Below are 16,949 nucleotides of genomic sequence, written 5' to 3'. Positions count from 1 at the left end.
CAACCACATCAACTAGTATTTATCCATGCGAACGCACGAACTCGTCCTCAGTTGGATCGAAAAGCAACTGTCGGACGGACATTTGGTGCTGGGCGGGCGGCTTCCTGCCGAACGGGCGCTCGCCGAGCAACTGGAAGTCTCACGGACATCGGTCCGTGAAGCCATCCGGATCCTGGAAGCCATGGGTGTGGTGCGGGCTGGCGTAGGGTCCGGCAAGGACGCCGGGACCGTAGTCATCGCCGAACCGGCCACGGCCCTCGGCTCCGCGCTCCGCCTTCACGTGGCCACGCAACATTTGCCCGTCGCCGACATCGTGCAAACCCGGGTCCTGCTCGAATCGTGGGCGGTATCCCGCGCCAAAGCCGACGCCCCTGAACTCGTGGAAGCAGCGAGGCTGCTGGACAAAATGGACGCAAGCTCCGCCGTCGACGACTTCCTCGCGCTGGACGTCGCCTTCCACCTGGCGCTGGCGGAAGCCGCCGGAAATGCCGTGGTGAGCACCATCATGGGCTCGCTGCGCGAAGCGATCGAGGGCTATGCCGCGGCACTGACTGCCAACCTGCCGAATTGGGATAGCACCGCGAACCGCCTGCGGTGCGAGCACCGCGCCATCTTGGAGGCGGTGCACGACGGCGACGGCGGCCGGGCAGCCACTCTCGTCACAGCGCATATCGAGGGGTACTACCGCGAGGCCGGGCTGGGCCGGCCGCCCGGGGAAACTAGGCCTTGACGGGCCCGGTGCTGCCCCTGAGCTCAATCCGCGGGGGAAAGTAATTCGTGGGGGAGGCGGCGTCGTTGGCCTGGATCTGCTCCCGCATGCGGCGCCACGCAAGATCGCCGAGGTCGGTGATCGGCACGGCCGCGGTGGTCAGCGGAGGCATGGTGTACCGGGCGAAGGGCATGTCATCGAAACCCGTGAGGGACAAGTCTTCCGGCACGCGGATTCCACGTTGGCTCAGGCCGCTCAACAGGCCCATCGCGGCGACGTCGTTGAAGACGAGGATGCCGGTAGCGCCGCATGAGGCGACGGCATCGCTCGACTCAAACCCGGCGTCGAACGTGTTGCCTCCCGGAATGAACTGCAATTCGACGTCCGGGTACTCAGCCGTGAACTTCTCGAGCCCGCGGAGCCGCTGCACGTTGGACGCGCTCCGGTCCGGACCTGTCAGGTAGGCCAATTTTCGATGGCCCAGCTCAACGAGATGGGCGGCAAGTTCCTGAATGCCTTGGCCATAGTCCACCACCAAGCTGGGCGTCGGAACCGACTCGGTGGTCCGGTTGATCAGCACGAGCGGATAGAGCGTGGGGGCGAGTTCTTCGAGTTCGGCGTCGCTCATGCGGGGGGCGCAGAGAACGACGCCGTCGCAACGCCGCCGGGCTTCCCCCGCGAGAATTGCTTCTTCACTGGAGACCTCGGATGAGTCCGCGATCAATACGCGGTAGCCATCGCGGGCGGCGGCAATGCTTAGCCCGCGAAGAATGGCCTGGAACGTGGGATTGGACAGGTCCGGAACCACGATTCCGATGGTGTCCGTCTTTCCCAGGGCCAGGCTTCGGCCCACCGGGTTCGGCTTGTATTTCAGTTCCGCGGCGGCTGCGCGAACGCGCGCGGCAATGACCACATCCACCGTGGTGTTACCGTTCATGACCCGGGAAACCGTGGCATGCGAAACGCCGGCCATGGATGCCACATCTGCGATGCCCACCCGCCGGGTATTTCTTCCGCCTGCCATGGGTTCCTTCCTGGAGCCGCTGCCGCCTCGGGAGCGGCGATTTTGTTCTGAGGTGAAGTTTATATTGCGCGGGGAAGCGGTTTCTCTTGATGTCGTTGCATTTCGATTTGCGGGCAGCTGGAAACCGACGCTATGGTTTCGCTATGACTAACCGTTGGTATGCGTATTTTTCGTTGGCTCTGGAGGGGCCCGCGTCTAACTGACACGCATCCAACTTTCCTTCAGAGCCAACAGGGCAGAGATCATTCTCTGCCCTTCGCCATTTCCAGGCGGGCTCTGAGTAGGGTCCGCTCCTCTCCGGAACAGGACCCACTTCATGACCAGCATCGCCGCAGAGCCCAGCACACATAACGCGGACGTCGGGACTGCCGCCGCGCAGTCGACGTCGAACCTGCGCGTCAGCCGCTTCGAACCGCTCCCCACGCCGCAGGACATCATCGCGGAACTGCCGCTGGACTCCAGGGCCTCCGCCGTCGTCGAGCGCGGACGCGACGGAGTCCGCGCCATCATGGACGGCGTTGACGACCGCCTCCTCGTGATCGTTGGCCCGTGCTCCATCCACGATCCGAAGGCCGGCCTGGAATACGCCCGCCGCCTCGTCAGCCAGGCCGAGAAGCACAAGGAGGACCTGCTGATCGTCATGCGGGCCTACTTCGAGAAGCCGCGCACCACCGTCGGCTGGAAGGGCCTCATCAACGATCCCCACCTGGACGGCAGCCACGACATCGCGGCCGGGCTCCGTGCGGCGCGTGGATTCCTGCAGCAAGTGACGGCCCTCGGCCTACCGACGGCCACAGAGTTCCTGGAACCCATCAGCCCGCAATACATGGCCGACCTCGTTGCGTGGGGCGCCATTGGAGCCCGTACCACCGAGAGTCAGATCCACCGCCAGCTCGCCTCCGGACTCTCCATGCCGATCGGCTTCAAGAACGGGACCGACGGCGACCTCCAGGTAGCGATCGACGCTTGCGGTGCGTCTGCCGCAGCGCAGGCATTCTTGGGGATCGACGGCGATGGCCGCGCCGCCCTCGTGGCGACCTCGGGCAACCCGGACACCCATGTGATCCTGCGCGGTGGCCGCAAGGGCCCGAACTACTCCGCCGACGACGTCGCCGATGCCTCGGAGAAGCTCTCGGCCAAGGGACTGAATCCCCGGCTGATCGTGGACGCGAGCCACGCCAACAGCGGCAAGAGCCACCATCGCCAAGCCGAGGTTGCACTGGAGATCGGCGCCCAGCTGGAGGACAACGTGGCTTCGCCGATCGCCGGCGTGATGCTGGAAAGCTTCCTCGTAGGTGGGGCACAGAACCTGGAGGTGGAACGGCAGCTGGCTGGGGAACAGGATTTGGTGTACGGCCAGAGCGTTACCGACGCCTGCATGGAATGGGACGTCACAGTGTCCGTCCTGGACCAGTTGGCGGCCTCGGCACGCAAGCGTCGTGTGGCAGCTGCAGACTAGCGAAAACCATGCCCACAGTTGGCCGAAACACTTTCACTTTGGTACCAGCAGCCTCTAGAGTATCTAGCACATGGTTGTTTGATGGCTCAGCATCGGCACACCAGGTAATGAATGCTGGGGTTCGCCGCTAACCGCTGAGAGCAAAGGAATATGGAGAAATGTCCGCAGAGACTAACTTCTCGAACGCGCGTTTCATGACCGTGGCCGAGGTTGCCGAAGTCCTCCGGGTTTCCAAAATGACCGTGTACCGCCTGGTCCACTCGGGAGAAATGCCAGCCGTCCGTTTTGGGCGGTCATTCCGTGTCCCCGAGGAAGCAGTGAACCAGTACCTCAAGGGTGCGGTCGTCGACGGACGCTCGGAGACCGCTTGAGACTTGCTTGGTTTCCATAGGGCCAGCGGTCATCGGGTGCCCCCGATAGGCGGTACCCTGTTAAGGAACGTTTTACGTCATTGTAAGAATCTGTCAGTTGTAAAAGTCTGTTGCTCAGTTCAAGGACCTCACCCAGCAGACAGAATCTCAATCTAGTTTGGTAAGGAACTTACGTGGGTTCAGTTATTAAGAAGCGCCGCAAGCGTATGGCCAAGAAGAAGCACCGCAAACTGCTTCGCAAGACCCGCCACCAGCGCCGCAACAAGAAGTAGAGATACTTCCTACAGCGTGAATGCCCGTTGCCTTTCGAGGCCGCGGGCATTTTTGCGTTTATCCCCCGACGACGCTCGCTCACGTTTGTAGCTTGTTTCGATGACGCCCGCTCACTTACGTCCCCAAAAAGCCGAACCCTCCTTCACATCGAGTCGCCCAGTTCATATCGAGTGCAGGAGGGTTCATCGTTTCGCCGAAAGATCCGCAGGAGGATCGGCTAAAACCGGCACGGAAGTGAGCGAGGATCGCGTGCGCTAGGCCCTGGGGCTGCGGAACTTGGAGAAGCCCCGCCAGAGGCCGTACACGGCGCCTCCGACGGTCGCAGCTTTGAGGCCTAGCGTGGCTGCCCGGCGGCCGGAACGGAAGTCGTAGACGGGCCAATTGTTCTCCCGCGCATGGCGCCGCAGTCTGGCGTCGGGATTGATGCACACGGGGTGGCCCACCAAAGTGAGCAGCGGGATGTCGTTATGTGAATCGCTGTATGCCCAGCAGCGGTTCAAATCCAGGCCTTCTTCGTCAGCCACGCGCTGCACCGCCACGGCTTTGGCCGGTCCATGGAGGATTTCGCCTACCAGGCGCCCGGTGTAGGCGCCATTTTCAACCTCGCCCACGGTGCCCAAGGCGCCTGTCAGCCGCAGCCGGGTGGAAATCACGGTGGCGACTTCGATGGGGGTGGCGGTCACCAGCCAGACCTTCCGGCCAACGCGCAGATGCTGTTCCGCCAAAGCCTTGGTACCGGGCCAGATCCGGGACTCGATCATCTCGTCGTAGACTTCTTCGCCCAGCTCCTGGATATCGGAAACCTTGATGCCTGCCGCGAGGATCAGTGCGGAATCCCGGACTGAATGGACGTCCTCCATGTTTTCGCCCCGCAGGACAAACTTGAACTGCTTCCAGGCGAAGCCCGCGGCTTGGGAGAGGGTGAACGCCTTACGTTCGTACATCTTGCGCGCGACGTGGAAGAGGCTGGCGCCCTTCATAAGGGTGTTGTCGACGTCGAAGAATGCAGCTTCGCCGCGTTGGTGCGTTGCGGCCGGCGTGATGGCCACAACAGCGTTCTTCTCGACGGGCATGCCATGAGTCTAGTCAATCGCCCGGCTCCGTGCCGTTCGTGAGGGTGCCTTGCGGTTCCGCGTCGAGCGTTCTTTGGGCTGCGTGACGCTGGGTTGAGGGCTGTTTTCAGGCTGGGTCCACGCCAACGCGATACCGTTGAACCATGCCGAATCCCGACGTCGTACTCCTCACCAAAGCTGACTGCCACCTGTGCACTGCGGCACGCGACGCCGTCGAACGCGCGACCTCAAGCCTTGGGCTCGAGTGGACTGAGCAGTCGATCGATACAGACCCGACACTCCGCGAACGCTATGCCGAGGAGATCCCGGTGGTATTCGTGGACGGAATACAGCGGGACTTCTGGAAAATCGATGAGGCGAGGCTGGTGCGGGTCCTGAAGAAGGCTTTGGCTTCCTGAACATGCGTCCAATGCTTTGTGGCAATAGAGTGGGAAAACAAAGCGACGCAATGGAGAAGAACGTGACTGCGCTGGAACCGTCCGCCGAAGCTCTACCCGGGGACGCTGTACCTGGGGACAAGGACTCTGCCGCGAAGCAGATACCCCCCGCGGCCGTGGCCCGGATGACGCTTTACCTGCGCGCGCTGAACTCCCTGCTGGGCGAGGGCGTGGAACGGGTTTCTTCCGAGGCGTTGGCCGAGGCGTCAGGAGTCAGTTCCTCCACCCTGCGCAAGGACCTCTCCTACGTTGGCTCCTACGGAACGCGTGGCGTGGGATACGAGGTGCAGTATCTGAGCCGGCACATTGCTGCGGCGCTGGGCCTGACCCACGACTGGAAAGTGGCGATTGTGGGTGCCGGCAACCTTGGCAAGGCCTTGGCCCGGTACGGCGGATTCGAATCGCGCGGCTTCGACGTGGTGGCGATCCTCGACGCCGATCCCATGGTCATCGGGAACGAAGTCGGCTGGCTGCGGGTCAGCGATGCCGCGAATCTTGAAACGGTCCTTCAGCGGACCGGCACCAACATGGTTGTCCTGGCTCTCCCGGCCGCGGTGGCGCAGGACGTCTGCGACCGCGTGATCAGCGCGGGGATCCGCAGCATCCTCAGCTTTGCTCCTGTGCTGCTGCAGGTTCCGCCTTACGTGAATCTGCGCAAGGTGGACATGGCCACCGAGCTGCAGATCCTTGCGTATCACGCACAACGGGCACAGACCCCGGGCCAGGCTCTTTAGGCCAAGGCCGGGTCTGCGCCCGTTGTATTCGTCGAGACGTGCCCCCTAGAGGCCGAACGACCTCAGGGCTAGCGGCCGTACGGCGCCTGGTTGTAGGGGTTCGCGAAAGGCTGTGCTTTCCGGAAATACGGTGCCGAGCCCGGCAAATACAACAGCACCATGGCGGCGATGCCCAAGAGGATGGTGATGGTCTGGATCAATCCGTAAAGCAGGCCGAACGTGAATGATCCACCAAGAAGGCCAAAGAGCGAAATCGCCGCGAAGACGGTTCCCAAGATCCGGGCCCAGTTCTTACCCTTACGGACCGGGAATGCGACAAGCGCATAAAGACCCAGCGATATCAGGCCGCCGATGATGGCGCCAAAGACGATGGCGCCCTGCATGCCTTGAAGAGCGCCGGCGGGAAGCCGCTGACCCTGCTGGGCTGCGGACTGCTGCATTATGGCCGTAAAGGTGTCGCCGCCGGTGAATGCGAGAACCAGTGCGCTGACGAAAGAGAGGACGGCAGCGGAGACGATCATCAAGAACGCAGTGTTCACCAGTTGCGGGATACCGGACGTCCCAGCGGGCTGCTGGCTCGGCCACGTGACGGGTCCGCTCTGCCCGTACTGCGGAACGGAGGACTGACCGTACTGCGGGACGGAGGACTGACCGTACTGCGGGACGGAGGACTGACCGTACTGCGGGACGGAGGACTGACCGTATTGGGGCTGTTGGCCCGGCTGCGGAGCCTGTTGGCCCGGCTGGGGAGCTTGCTGGCCGTACTGCGGAGCTTGCTGGCCGTACTGGGGTGCGGAGGGCTGGCCGTATTGCGGCTGTTGGCCCGGCTGCGGAGCTTGCTGGCCGTACTGGGGCTGCTCAGGTGTGGGGTTTTCGCCCGGAGTGGATGGCGGATACGGAGGGGTGCTCATGGCATTCCTTTGCGTGTCGACTGCAGATACGGCTGCCGGGTGCAACGTGCCCTGCCCCCAGCTCGGCTTAATTCCACCGTACCCCGGCAGAACAGTGCCCGGGATGATTCACGGCAAGAATTCTGCCCGGACTGGTTCGGCGGATCTCCCGCGTGTGAACAGTGCCGGGCAAAGGGAAGGCCGCGGGGTCCCCCGGGAACCTGCCGCGGCCTTCGACTCGAAAAACCGGCTTAGAGCAGTGTGGCTAAATGGTGCTCTTCACTGACTTGAACCATGTTTGCGAATTAGGCAGCCACATCAGGATGGTTGCCACGAGGCTGATGACGAAGCTGAACCAGTTGTTGCTCTGTCCATTGGCCATCGCTCCTCCCACGATCGAGAGAATCAGGGAAATACCTGCGATTACGGTCAGCGCGAGGCGCGCCCACTCCTTGCCTTCCTTCATCTTCATCGCGAAGACGATCTGGGCGGCCGCGACAACCAGCGCGACCAGCACCAAAAGGAGGACGACGACGGCGAGTCCCGGCGCGAGCGCGAAAAGCACCACGGAGCCAAAGAGGCCGAGCAGGCCACCCAGGAGGCCCAAGAGCCCGCCGATAAGCCAGATCCAGTACGAGACCTTCAGCTCGATGGGCATTCCGGTGACATTGAACATGCCGGAAAAACCGCCCCTGGGCAGGACATCGTTGAAGTTCTTTGGACCGTCAGTAGGCATCTCGAAGTGGAAACCTTCGCTGTGCCCGGGTTGGCCCGTCGGAGGGCTGCCGGGGGCTGGCTGCTCGTAACCGGGGGCTGGCTGCTGGTAGGACGGGGGCGCTTGGTAGGAAGGGGGTGCTGGGTATCCCTGCGGAGGCTGGTAACCCGCAGGAGGGGCGGTGCCGGGCTGCTGAGGCTCAGCTCCGGGCTGCGGTGGCTGGGCACCAGGCTGCTGAGGCTGAGGAGCTTCGTTTGGGTTACTCATGGCATCACTTTAGACCTGAGGTTTAAGGATTCATAGGAAATTCTTAGCCAATTCGCCGCTAAGTATCGGGTTTTTCCCGAACAATAAGCGGGTGACACCGCTAGCAACGAAATGGCGCCTCCGGGGCCGCACGATGGATCGCATGCAGCCCCGAAGACGCCATTCAGGCCAGGAACCGGGTGGATTAGGCAGCCGGTGCGATGAAAGCCAGTTCGAGGTTGATGACAACCTTGTCGCTGACGAGCACGCCGCCGGCTTCGAGCACGGCGTTCCAGGTCAGGCCGAAGTCTTTGCGGCTGATGGTGGTCTCACCGGAAACGCCTGCGCGGGTATTGCCGAAAGGGTCAACTGCCACGCCGTTGAACTCGGTCTCGATGGTCACCTCTTTGGTGACGCCCTTGATGCTCAGGTCGCCCACGAGGTCGAAGCTGTCGCCATTGGCCCTGACGTGGCGGGAGACGAAGGTGATTTCCGGGAACTTCTCCACGTCGAAGAAGTCCTCGCCCTTGACGTGGCCGTCGCGGTTGGCGTCGCCGGAGTCGAAGCTGGCGGTCTGGATGGTGGCGTTGACCTTGGAGTCAGCCAGGCCGCTGCCGAGTTCCAGGGTGGACTCGGCCTCGGTGAACTGGCCGCGGACCTTGCTGATGCCTGCGTGCCGGACGGTGAAGCCGATCTCGCTGTGGGAGTTGTCGAGGGTCCAGATGCCGGTGGTGACGTTGGCGGGAAGTGTCATGGCGTTCTCCTTGGGAAGGTGTGGTCGTAGCTTCATCGGACGTTCGATCGCACTTAGTTGAAGTGTCAACCGAACCTTGTGTCAAGTATAAACATGCAAATGCATCTTTTATTCCATCTTCAGGGAACATTCTGGAGAAACTTTCAGTTCTACGAAACGTAGAAGATTTCAGATCGCCCGCCTTCTTTGAGAAACTGGTAAACATGCCCCAAGCAACTGTCCATCTGCTCCGCCATGGCGAGGTCTACAATCCCGACCGTATTCTGTACGGCAGGTTGCCCGAATTCCACCTCTCCGAACGCGGCCGCGAGATGGCCCAGATGCTCGCGGACCACTTTGCTGCCCGCGCTGCGCAGGGGGCGAACATCGTCCACCTTGTCGCCTCGCCGTTGACCCGCGCACAGGAAACTGCCCTTCCCACGTCCCACGCGTTGAACCTTGAGATCCACACGGAACCGCGGATCGTCGAGGCCGCGAACCACTTCGAGGGGCTCAAGGCCAGCGCCTCCGAGTTCATCAAGCCCAAGCACTGGTTCGAGTATCGGAATCCGCTGCGTCCGTCCTGGGGCGAGGCCTACAAGGACCAGGTCACTCGCATGCGTGCCGCCGTCGAGGACGCCCGCCTGAAGGCGATCGAGCTCGGCGGCGACGGCGCGGAGGCAATCCTGGTCAGCCACCAGCTTCCCATTTACGCCACGCGCCTTAGCGCGGAGGGCCGACGGTTGTGGCACGATCCGCGCAAACGCGAGTGCACGCTGACGTCACTGACGTCCCTGGTGTTCGACGACGACGGCAAGGTTGCGCGGGTGGAGTACAGCGAACCTGCCGCCGTGCTGCTGCCCGGTGCCGCGAGCACTCCCGGAGCATGACAATGAACCGCACCGCCAACGGCATAAGCAATGGCATTAAGACCACCAGCGCAGCCCTGACCTCCCGCCGCAGCATCCTTGCCGCCGGGGGGCTGGCGCTCACTGCGCTGACCATGGGCCTGTCCGCCTGTGCGCAAGAAGACGCCCTCGCCAAGCAGGCGAAGGCCGGCGACAACAAGAACTACGTCGCCGGAGACGGCTCCGTGACGGAATTCGTCAAAACGGACCGAAAGGCCGCCGTCGGGATCAAGGGCACTTTGTTTGACGGAACTGCCGTGACACCGCAGGACCTGCTCGGCAAGGTGACCGTCCTCAACTTCTGGTTCGCCGCGTGCGCGCCGTGCCGAGTCGAGGCGCCGATCCTCGAAGAGTTGCATCAGGAGTTCAAGAGCAAGGGCGTCCAGTTCTACGGCGTGAACCTCAGGGACGAGAAGGCCACGGCCGATGCGTTCGACAAGACCTTCAACCTCACGTACCCCAGCTTCAATGACAAAGACGGTGCCGTGCTCCTGTCTGTCTCCGGCATTGTGCCTCCCGGCGCGGTGCCCACCACCTTGGTCCTGGACAAGGAAGGCAAGATCGCTTCCCGAGTCCTGGGTGAGATCGAGAAGAGCACCCTCAAGGCACTCATTACGTCCGCGGTTGCCGAGTAGGTGGCACGGACAGCGTGAACAGCCCCTTCGCCGAGACCATCCTGAGCGGTTCCTTGCTGCTGGCCATCCCCGTGGCCTTGCTTGCCGGACTCGTGTCCTTCCTGTCGCCATGCGTCCTGCCCCTGGTCCCTGGCTACCTCGGCTACGTGACCGGGCTGACCGGTATGGACCTCCAGAAGCAGAAGCGTGGGCGCATGCTCGCGGGAATCGGCCTGTTCGTGCTGGGCTTTTCCCTGATTTTTGTCCTGCTGGGTGGTGCCTTCGGCCAGTTGGGGACCCTCATTACCGGCCCGCAGAACGCCTGGATCACGCAATTGCTGGGCTTGCTGGTGATCATCATGGGCGTCGTTTTCCTCGGCGGCTTTGGTTGGTTGCAGCGCGACGCCAAAATCCATGCCAAGCCCCCAGCCGGGCTGTGGGGTGCGCCGTTGTTGGGCATCACCTTCGGGCTGGGCTGGGCGCCGTGCATCGGCCCCACCTATTCCGCCGTCCAGCTGCTGAGCCTCTCCGGGGGATCGTCCGCGGCGAAGGGGGCACTCCTGGCGTTTGTCTATAGTCTTGGCTTGGGCATCCCCTTCCTGCTGATCGCCCTCGCAGTCCGCCGGGGGATGGGTGTGATGTCTTTCTTCCGCAAGCACCGCTTGGCCATCCAGCGGATGGGCGGGGGCATTCTGATCCTCCTCGGAATCCTGATGGCCACGGGAGTGTGGGGCGCCTGGGTTACCGGGCTGCAGTACTGGTTCCAAACCGATGTGAAGTTGCCGATCTGATGAGCGAGCCTGTGCAAGGTAAAACGAAGTCCAACAAGTCCGCGAGCAAGCCTGCGGGTGGCAAGGCAGCTGACAAGCCGATTGACAAGCCGATCGACAAGGCAGTTGACAGGGCTAAAGCCCAGGCAGCACTGCCGGTTCTGGGGATCGTGGGCATGCTGCGCTGGGCCTGGACCCAGCTGACCAGCATGCGCACCGCGCTGTTCCTGCTGCTGCTCCTGGCCGTCGCGGCGGTGCCCGGCTCGCTGTTCCCGCAGCGCCCGGTGAACCCTTCGATCGTGACCCAATACATCAAGGACCACCCGGACTACGGCAAGATCCTTGACTCCGTGCAGCTCTACGACGTGTACTCCTCTGCCTGGTTCTCGGCCATCTACATTCTGCTGTTCATCTCGCTTATCGGTTGCGTCACGCCGCGGGCCATTGCCCACTACAAGGCGATGCGCTCGCAACCGCCACGGACGCCCAAGCGTCTCTCCCGCCTTCCGGAGTACGGCACACTCGTGCTGCCCGCCGACGCCGGGATCCCGGCGTCGAAGGCTATTTCGGATGCCGCTGCCGTGCTGAAGAAGCGCGGCTACCGCGTGGAGGTGCGCGACGCGGACGGAGCCATGCCTTCCTTGGGTGCCGAGCGCGGCTTCCTCAAGGAAGTGGGGAACCTGGTGTTCCACGCCTCGCTGATCGGGGTGCTGGTTTCAGTTGCCGTCGGAGGGCTGTTTGGCTACAGCGGGCAGCGCATCCTGGTGGAAGGCGACACCTTCGTGAACACCTTGGTGGGCTATGACCAATTCAGCCCTGGCACAAATTTCCAGAGCAGTTGGCTGCAGCCGTACTCCATCCAGCTGAACAAGTTCGACGTCCAGTTCGATCGTGAATCGCCTGCGCATTTCGGCCAGCCCATCGACTTCACAGCGGCCGTCACCACCAAGGACACGCCCGATTCGCCCGCCAAGAAGCAGACCCTCAAGGTCAACGATCCCGTGACGCTTGGCGACACCAGCATCTACCTGACGGGCAATGGCTATGCCCCCGTGGTCACAGTCCGGGACGGCGCCGGCAACGTCGCCATGCAGGGACCTGTGGTGGCCAAGCTGCAGGGTGACAACTACTATTCCTCGGTGGTCATCAAGGTTCCCGATGCCAAGCCCGATCAGCTCGGCTTCGCTGGGTTCTTCCTGCCCACGGCGATGGTCACGGACAAGGGTGTCGCCTTCAGCGGCGATCCCGAACTCATCAACCCGCAGTTGAACCTCAACTCGTACTACGGCGACCTCGGCCTGAACAAGGGCACGCCGCAGAACGTCTTCGAGCTCGACGTGGCCAAACTGACCCCGCTCAATGGCCGTGGCATGGCGGAGAAGGCCATCGCGCTCGCCCCGGGAGGCACATACACGCTTCCGAACGGCAAGGGCAGCATCACTTTTGACGGCGTCAAGAAGTACGTTGGCGTTGACATCCACCACAACCCGGGCCAAGCCACTGCGCTGATATTCGCGTTGCTCGCGGTCGCCGGACTGATTCTCTCCCTCTACCTGAACCGCCGCCGCGTCTGGGTCCGGACGGGAACCCACGACGACGGGCGCACAATGGTGGAGTATGGCCTCCTTGCCCGCGGCGAGGACCACGGGCTGGCCGGCGAAGCCGCCGCGATCCGCGAACTGTTGCAACGAGAATGGCTGCCCTCCGCGGAGCAACCCACCGACACCGTTTCTTCCTCAACCTCGAAGGACCAGTAATGTTCCCCATCAACGAAACCATGGGCCAATACAGCGAGCTTTTCATGCTGCTCGCGGCCGGCACTTACACGGTGGCGTTTATCGCTTTCGCGTGGGACCTCGCCAAGAGCAGCAAGACGCTGCGGGCGGTGGACCTGAAGGCAGCCTCTGCTGAGGCCGTCGAGGTCAAGGTGCCGGTGGCTGCCGGACGTGCCGGTGGGAACGACGTCGGGGGACCTGCTGGCCGCATTGAGCGCCCGACGTCGGCGGTCACCTCAGTCAGCCAGACCGCCGGCGGCGACATGAAGTATGCCGCTGAGCGCCGCATTCCCGCTCGCGTTGCCGTGGCGGTCGCCATTATCGGCGTGGCTATCCACGGAGCCGGTGTGATCACCCGTGCGATCGGCGCGGGGCGCGTGCCGTGGGGCAACATGTACGAGTTCCTGACCACTGGCGCGTTCCTGGTTGTTGCTGTCTTCCTGCTGTCGCTGATCCGCCGGGACTTGCGCTTCCTTGGCACGTTCGTCCTGGGCCTGGCAGTGATCATGCTGGTAGCGGCGTCCGTGGCTTACTGGACTCCCGTAGGGCATTTGGTTCCCGCGCTGCAGAGCTACTGGTTGGTCATCCACGTCTCCATCGCAGTGATGTCCGCGTCCCTCTTCACGTTGACCTTCGCCATGTCCGCCCTGCAGTTGGTGCAATCGCACCGGCAGAAGACCCTGGCGTCCGGCGGAGCAGACAAATTGGGCTTCATGCGCCTGGTTCCCAACGCCTTGAGCCTGGAAAACCTGTCCTACCGCATCAACACGGTCGCATTCGTGGGCTGGACCTTCACCCTCATGTTCGGCGCCATCTGGGCCGAGAAGGCGTGGGGCCGTTTCTGGGGCTGGGACACCAAGGAAGTCTGGACGTTCGTCATCTGGGTGGTGTACGCAGGCTACCTGCACGCCCGCGCCACCCGCGGCTGGACCGGGACCCGCGCAGCGTGGCTGTCGATCGTGGGCTACTTGTGCGTGATCTTCAACTTCACCATCGTGAACCAGTTCTTCAACGGGCTGCACTCTTACTCGGGGCTCGCGCAGTAGGGTCTTCAACGCGCCGACGTCCGCGGGCCGGGTCCGCGGGCATCAGCGCCTTGCCGTCGCTTAGCGTTCCGCCCTTCCCCAAACTTCGCAAGCTCAGTTCGGGGCCCTGAGGGCGTCTCTTCCTCCCGACGCCTCACTCGGCCGCGGGCGGCCTCATTCAGCTCTGGTCGGCGATGCGCTCCTTAGCAAGACCCTGACGCCCTCTCGTGCCGCAGGTTCTGTTGGCGGGGTGTCAGGTGTTGACGTCGCCGCTGTCTTCAGCGTTGGATCCGCCCTTGAGTTTGCGATCCTTGGCTTCGAGCTCGGCCTTGAGCTTCTTGAGGCGTTCGGCCTCGGCTTGGTTGCGACGGCGGATCTCGAGGTTCCGCAGGAAGTCGGGGTCGTCGTCGGGCGCGGTGGGATGGCTCGCGGGCCGCGGGGTGGGGCGGCTGTTGTAGGGGCGGCCCAAAATGAACCAGAGAGCGGCTCCGAGGATCGGCAGCAGAACTACGACAATGATCCAGGCGGGTTTGGAAATTCCCCGGGTGGCGCGGCGGTCCGTGCGGATGACGTCCACCAGCCCATAGACGTACACGAGCAAGACGGCGACAACTGCAACTACGCGGAGCATACCGTCAAGTCTAGTCGCCGTCGGGTCCGGTGATAGCTGCACGATCAGGGTGCAATCAGGCTGTGCGGCTAAACTTGATTCGTGGCTTTCCTCAAATACTCCTTGATCCGCATGGCGCTCTTCGTTCCGCTATTCGCCCTGTTCGTCTTTCTGCAGACGGGTTGGTTGCTGGCGGTGATCTTCGCGGGTCTGATTGCGTTCGCCATCAGCTACCTGTTCTTCCAGAAGCAGCGCGACGCCGCTACTGCCGCCATGCGCGAACGTTTCACAGGCCGCGCCAAGCCAATCCGCTCCGCATTGGAGATCGAAGATGCCGAGGTCGAGGACCGGCTGGTGGATCAAAACCCCACGGTGACGGTCGAGAACGACAGGCGCCCCAAGGAAGCCTAGAAACTCAAAGCTGCGCGAGCGTCGGGGGAAAACGCTCGCTCACCTTTGGAGGGTTTCCTGCGGACGCTCGCGCAGATGATGTGAGCGAGGGTTAGAAGCCGTGGCTCAGGATGAGGCCCAGCGAGAACAGCACGCTGTAGCCGAGGTTGATCAGTCCGGTCTGCTTGAGCACCGGGATCAGGCTCTTGCGCTTCCTGCCGTTGACCATGAGCCATGCCGGCATGAGGCAGGCGGGGATCAGCAGCAGCACGATCAGCATCCACGGCTTGGCGGGCGCCAGCACGATCACCAACAGTATGGCTACGGCCAACATCAGGACGTAGCTCTCGCGGGCATGACGGTCGCCAAGGCGCACCGCCAGGGTGCGCTTGCCCGCGGCCATGTCCGTCGGGATGTCGCGGACGTTGTTGGCCATCAGCAGGGCGCAGGCGATCAATCCCGTGCCGATTGCTCCGATGACGGCCGGCATGCTCACCTGCCCGGCCTGCGTGTAAGTGGTGCCAAGGGTTGCCACGAGGCCGAAGAAAACAAACACGAAGAGGTCGCCCAAGCCCATGTAGCCGTACGGGTTCTTGCCGCCGGTGTAGCCCCAGGCAGCAAGAACGCTGCCGAGGCCCACTAAAATCAGCCACCAGCTCTGCGTGATGATCACCAGAACCAGGCCGAACACCATGGCCAGGCCGAAGGCGCCGAAGGCAGCCCACTTGACGTGGTCCGGGCGTGCCACGCCGGAACCAACAAGCCGGAGTGGGCCTACGCGGTCCTCATCGGTGCCGCGGATGCCGTCCGAGTAGTCGTTGGCATAGTTGACTCCGATCTGCAGCAGCAGCGCCACCAGGGCGGCGAGGATGGCATTCAATACCCGGAAAGACTGCAGTTCGTAGGCGGCCGCGGTGCCGATCAGCACCGGCGCGATCGCGGCCGGCAGGGTGCGTAGGCGGGCGCCTTGAATCCATTGTGCAGCTGTTGCCACGTTCAGTACCTCGTGTTGTTTCGCGTTGGGGAAGGCTGACGGTCGGGGAGAACTTGTCTATTCTCCCTGATGCACCTCGGTGAGCAGCTCGATCATCGCCAGCCGGTCCGGTTTTCCGTTGGGGAGCATGATGAGCCCATCGGTCGTGAGCACCGTTTTCGGAGCGAGGGACCCCAGCTTTTCCTGGCAGAGCGCCTTGTAGTGCTCAATGCCTTCCGGGGTGCTGTCCTCGACCGCCACGTAGGCCGCCACTGCCTGGCCCCACTCACGCGAAGGTACGCCGGCCACGAAAGCCGCGGTCACGCCGTCGAACTTTTCAAGCTCCGCCTGGATGAACGCGGCGGAGGCTTTGACGCCGCCGGTGATGATGACGTCGTCGGCGCGTCCCAGCACAGTGAGTGTGCCGTCTGCGGCGAGCTCGCCGAGATCGTTGGTGCGGTACCAGCGGGTGCCATCCTCCTCGAAGAACGCCTCGGCACTCGCCTCGGGCGCGTCCAGGTAACCGGAAGCCACGGTGTCGCCGCCCAGGAGGACGCGGCCGTCGTCGTCGAGCATGACCCTGACGCCCTCCAGTGGGCTTCCGTCGTACACGCAGCCGCCGCACGTCTCAGCCGAGCCATAGGTTGTCACAACCTTCAGCCCGGTCTCCCTGGCAGCGTCCAGCAGCGCGGCGGAGGCAGGTGCCCCGCCCAGGAGGATGGCGTTGAAGCGGCGAAGGACCGCAAGGGTTTGCGGCGAGGGCGAGTCCAGGAGTCGCTGCAGCTGGGTGGGCACCAAGGAAGTGAAGCGGATTTTGTCCGTGAGTTCTTCGGCGGCTGCGGTGAAGGCCTCGGATGTGAAGCCGTTGGAAAGGTCCATGGTCCACGGACGCGTGCCTGCGAAAAGCGAGCGGACCAGCACCTGGACCCCGGCGACGTACTGCAGCGGCAAGGCCAGGAGCCACTGTCCCTCGCCCCGGAGTGCGATTGCTGTGGCCATGGAAGAAGCTGCGAGCTCGTCGACCGTGAGCACGGTGGCCTTGGGCGTGCCGGTGGAACCGGACGTGCGGACCACCACTGCCGCATCTTCGAAACCGGGTGTTTCGATGGGGGAGGCGTGCGGGACGCCGTCCTCCGATGCGGTGATTTCGACGGCGGGGCCCTCGTCGTGGAGGGCGGCGGCCAGGGCCTTGAGAACGGGATCGATGTTCACGGGCAGTC

The 16,949-nt window shown here is 63.2% G+C and carries 20 protein-coding genes; 12 read left to right on the top strand and 8 right to left on the bottom strand.

The annotated features are described in order from the left end of the window. Window positions 1-25 precede the first annotated feature (25 nt). Window positions 26-730, top strand: coding sequence for a FadR/GntR family transcriptional regulator (locus tag OOZ51_RS04800; RefSeq protein WP_265977976.1), 705 nt, complete (start codon window positions 26-28; stop codon window positions 728-730). Here the strand turns inward: OOZ51_RS04800 and OOZ51_RS04795 are convergent. Next, complete coding sequence (locus OOZ51_RS04795; RefSeq protein ID WP_265977975.1) at window positions 720-1,733, bottom strand: LacI family DNA-binding transcriptional regulator; 1,014 nt, start codon at window positions 1,731-1,733, stop codon at window positions 720-722. The genes OOZ51_RS04800 and OOZ51_RS04795 overlap by 11 nt on opposite strands. A 316-nt stretch (window positions 1,734-2,049) precedes the next feature. On the opposite strand from OOZ51_RS04795, the gene OOZ51_RS04790 reads away from it, so the two are divergent. The 3 genes from OOZ51_RS04790 to OOZ51_RS04780 all read left to right on the top strand — a co-directional run bounded on the left by OOZ51_RS04790 (window position 2,050) and on the right by OOZ51_RS04780 (window position 3,835). Beyond that, a complete protein-coding gene (locus tag OOZ51_RS04790; protein WP_265977974.1) occupies window positions 2,050-3,192 on the top strand; it encodes a 3-deoxy-7-phosphoheptulonate synthase in 1,143 nt (380 codons plus the stop codon). A 158-nt stretch (window positions 3,193-3,350) separates the two neighbouring features. Continuing rightward, window positions 3,351-3,563, top strand: coding sequence for a helix-turn-helix domain-containing protein (locus OOZ51_RS04785; RefSeq protein WP_265977972.1), 213 nt, complete (start codon window positions 3,351-3,353; stop codon window positions 3,561-3,563). A 173-nt stretch (window positions 3,564-3,736) separates the two neighbouring features. Further along, window positions 3,737-3,835, top strand: coding sequence for a 30S ribosomal protein bS22 (locus OOZ51_RS04780; RefSeq protein ID WP_003792170.1), 99 nt, complete (start codon window positions 3,737-3,739; stop codon window positions 3,833-3,835). Window positions 3,836-4,090: 255 nt separating this feature from the next. Here the strand turns inward: OOZ51_RS04780 and OOZ51_RS04775 are convergent, their stop codons facing one another. Further along, window positions 4,091-4,909: an HAD family hydrolase gene (locus tag OOZ51_RS04775; RefSeq protein WP_265977838.1), complete on the bottom strand. Its 819-nt coding sequence runs from the start codon at window positions 4,907-4,909 to the stop codon at window positions 4,091-4,093. Between the two features lie 143 nt (window positions 4,910-5,052). Between OOZ51_RS04775 and OOZ51_RS04770 the strand changes: the two genes are divergently transcribed. Both OOZ51_RS04770 and OOZ51_RS04765 read left to right on the top strand, forming a co-directional pair. Continuing rightward, window positions 5,053-5,307 carry a glutaredoxin family protein gene (locus tag OOZ51_RS04770; protein WP_265977837.1) on the top strand — a complete coding sequence of 85 codons (255 nt, stop codon included), beginning with the start codon at window positions 5,053-5,055 and terminating at the stop codon, window positions 5,305-5,307. Window positions 5,308-5,357: 50 nt separating this feature from the next. Beyond that, entirely contained in the window at window positions 5,358-6,080 is a 723-nt protein-coding gene (locus OOZ51_RS04765; protein WP_395798710.1) for a redox-sensing transcriptional repressor Rex, read from the top strand. A gap of 68 nt (window positions 6,081-6,148) precedes the next feature. On the opposite strand, the gene OOZ51_RS04760 is transcribed toward OOZ51_RS04765, so the two are convergent. The 3 genes from OOZ51_RS04760 to OOZ51_RS04750 all read right to left on the bottom strand — a co-directional run bounded on the left by OOZ51_RS04760 (window position 6,149) and on the right by OOZ51_RS04750 (window position 8,685). Beyond that, a complete protein-coding gene (locus tag OOZ51_RS04760) occupies window positions 6,149-6,991 on the bottom strand; it encodes a hypothetical protein (RefSeq protein ID WP_265977835.1) in 843 nt (280 codons plus the stop codon). A gap of 244 nt (window positions 6,992-7,235) precedes the next feature. Beyond that, window positions 7,236-7,706, bottom strand: coding sequence for a hypothetical protein (locus OOZ51_RS04755; protein ID WP_265977834.1), 471 nt, complete (start codon window positions 7,704-7,706; stop codon window positions 7,236-7,238). A 430-nt stretch (window positions 7,707-8,136) separates the two neighbouring features. After that, the gene (locus tag OOZ51_RS04750) at window positions 8,137-8,685 is read right to left on the bottom strand and encodes a YceI family protein (RefSeq protein ID WP_265977832.1); all 549 of its coding nucleotides are present in this window, start codon (window positions 8,683-8,685) and stop codon (window positions 8,137-8,139) included. A 203-nt stretch (window positions 8,686-8,888) separates the two neighbouring features. Here OOZ51_RS04750 and OOZ51_RS04745 point away from each other — a divergent pair, with 203 nt between their 5' ends. The 5 genes from OOZ51_RS04745 to ccsB are packed head-to-tail and all read left to right on the top strand — an operon-like array spanning window position 8,889 to window position 13,777. After that, on the top strand, window positions 8,889-9,554 hold the full coding sequence (locus OOZ51_RS04745) for a histidine phosphatase family protein (protein WP_265977831.1): 666 nt from the start codon (window positions 8,889-8,891) through the stop codon (window positions 9,552-9,554). Between the two features lie 2 nt (window positions 9,555-9,556). Beyond that, window positions 9,557-10,207 (top strand): TlpA family protein disulfide reductase, encoded by a 651-nt coding sequence (locus tag OOZ51_RS04740; protein ID WP_265977830.1) that lies wholly within the window; start codon window positions 9,557-9,559, stop codon window positions 10,205-10,207. Between the two features lie 14 nt (window positions 10,208-10,221). Further along, window positions 10,222-10,977 (top strand): cytochrome c biogenesis CcdA family protein, encoded by a 756-nt coding sequence (locus tag OOZ51_RS04735; protein ID WP_265977829.1) that lies wholly within the window; start codon window positions 10,222-10,224, stop codon window positions 10,975-10,977. Beyond that, window positions 10,977-12,713 carry a cytochrome c biogenesis protein ResB gene (gene resB / locus OOZ51_RS04730; RefSeq protein WP_265977828.1) on the top strand — a complete coding sequence of 579 codons (1,737 nt, stop codon included), beginning with the start codon at window positions 10,977-10,979 and terminating at the stop codon, window positions 12,711-12,713. The genes OOZ51_RS04735 and resB overlap by 1 nt, the downstream gene beginning before the upstream one ends. Beyond that, window positions 12,713-13,777: a c-type cytochrome biogenesis protein CcsB gene (ccsB, locus tag OOZ51_RS04725; protein WP_265977827.1), complete on the top strand. Its 1,065-nt coding sequence runs from the start codon at window positions 12,713-12,715 to the stop codon at window positions 13,775-13,777. The genes resB and ccsB overlap by 1 nt, the downstream gene beginning before the upstream one ends. Before the next feature lie 232 nt (window positions 13,778-14,009). On the opposite strand, the gene OOZ51_RS04720 is transcribed toward ccsB, so the two are convergent. Next, window positions 14,010-14,387: a PLD nuclease N-terminal domain-containing protein gene (locus OOZ51_RS04720; protein ID WP_265977826.1), complete on the bottom strand. Its 378-nt coding sequence runs from the start codon at window positions 14,385-14,387 to the stop codon at window positions 14,010-14,012. 81 nt (window positions 14,388-14,468) lie between these two features. Between OOZ51_RS04720 and OOZ51_RS04715 the strand changes: the two genes are divergently transcribed. After that, complete coding sequence (locus OOZ51_RS04715; RefSeq protein ID WP_265977825.1) at window positions 14,469-14,777, top strand: DUF4229 domain-containing protein; 309 nt, start codon at window positions 14,469-14,471, stop codon at window positions 14,775-14,777. A 91-nt stretch (window positions 14,778-14,868) separates the two neighbouring features. Here the strand turns inward: OOZ51_RS04715 and OOZ51_RS04710 are convergent, their stop codons facing one another. Beyond that, window positions 14,869-15,750 carry a 1,4-dihydroxy-2-naphthoate polyprenyltransferase gene (locus OOZ51_RS04710; RefSeq protein WP_265977824.1) on the bottom strand — a complete coding sequence of 294 codons (882 nt, stop codon included), beginning with the start codon at window positions 15,748-15,750 and terminating at the stop codon, window positions 14,869-14,871. Between the two features lie 57 nt (window positions 15,751-15,807). Beyond that, the gene (locus tag OOZ51_RS04705) at window positions 15,808-16,941 is read right to left on the bottom strand and encodes an AMP-binding protein (protein ID WP_265977823.1); all 1,134 of its coding nucleotides are present in this window, start codon (window positions 16,939-16,941) and stop codon (window positions 15,808-15,810) included. Window positions 16,942-16,949 lie beyond the last annotated feature (8 nt).

Origin of the sequence: Arthrobacter rhizophilus, from assembly GCF_026241105.1 — a bacterium.
GTDB lineage: Bacteria > Actinomycetota > Actinomycetes > Actinomycetales > Micrococcaceae > Arthrobacter.
This window is presented reverse-complemented; position numbering and strand designations above follow the sequence as displayed.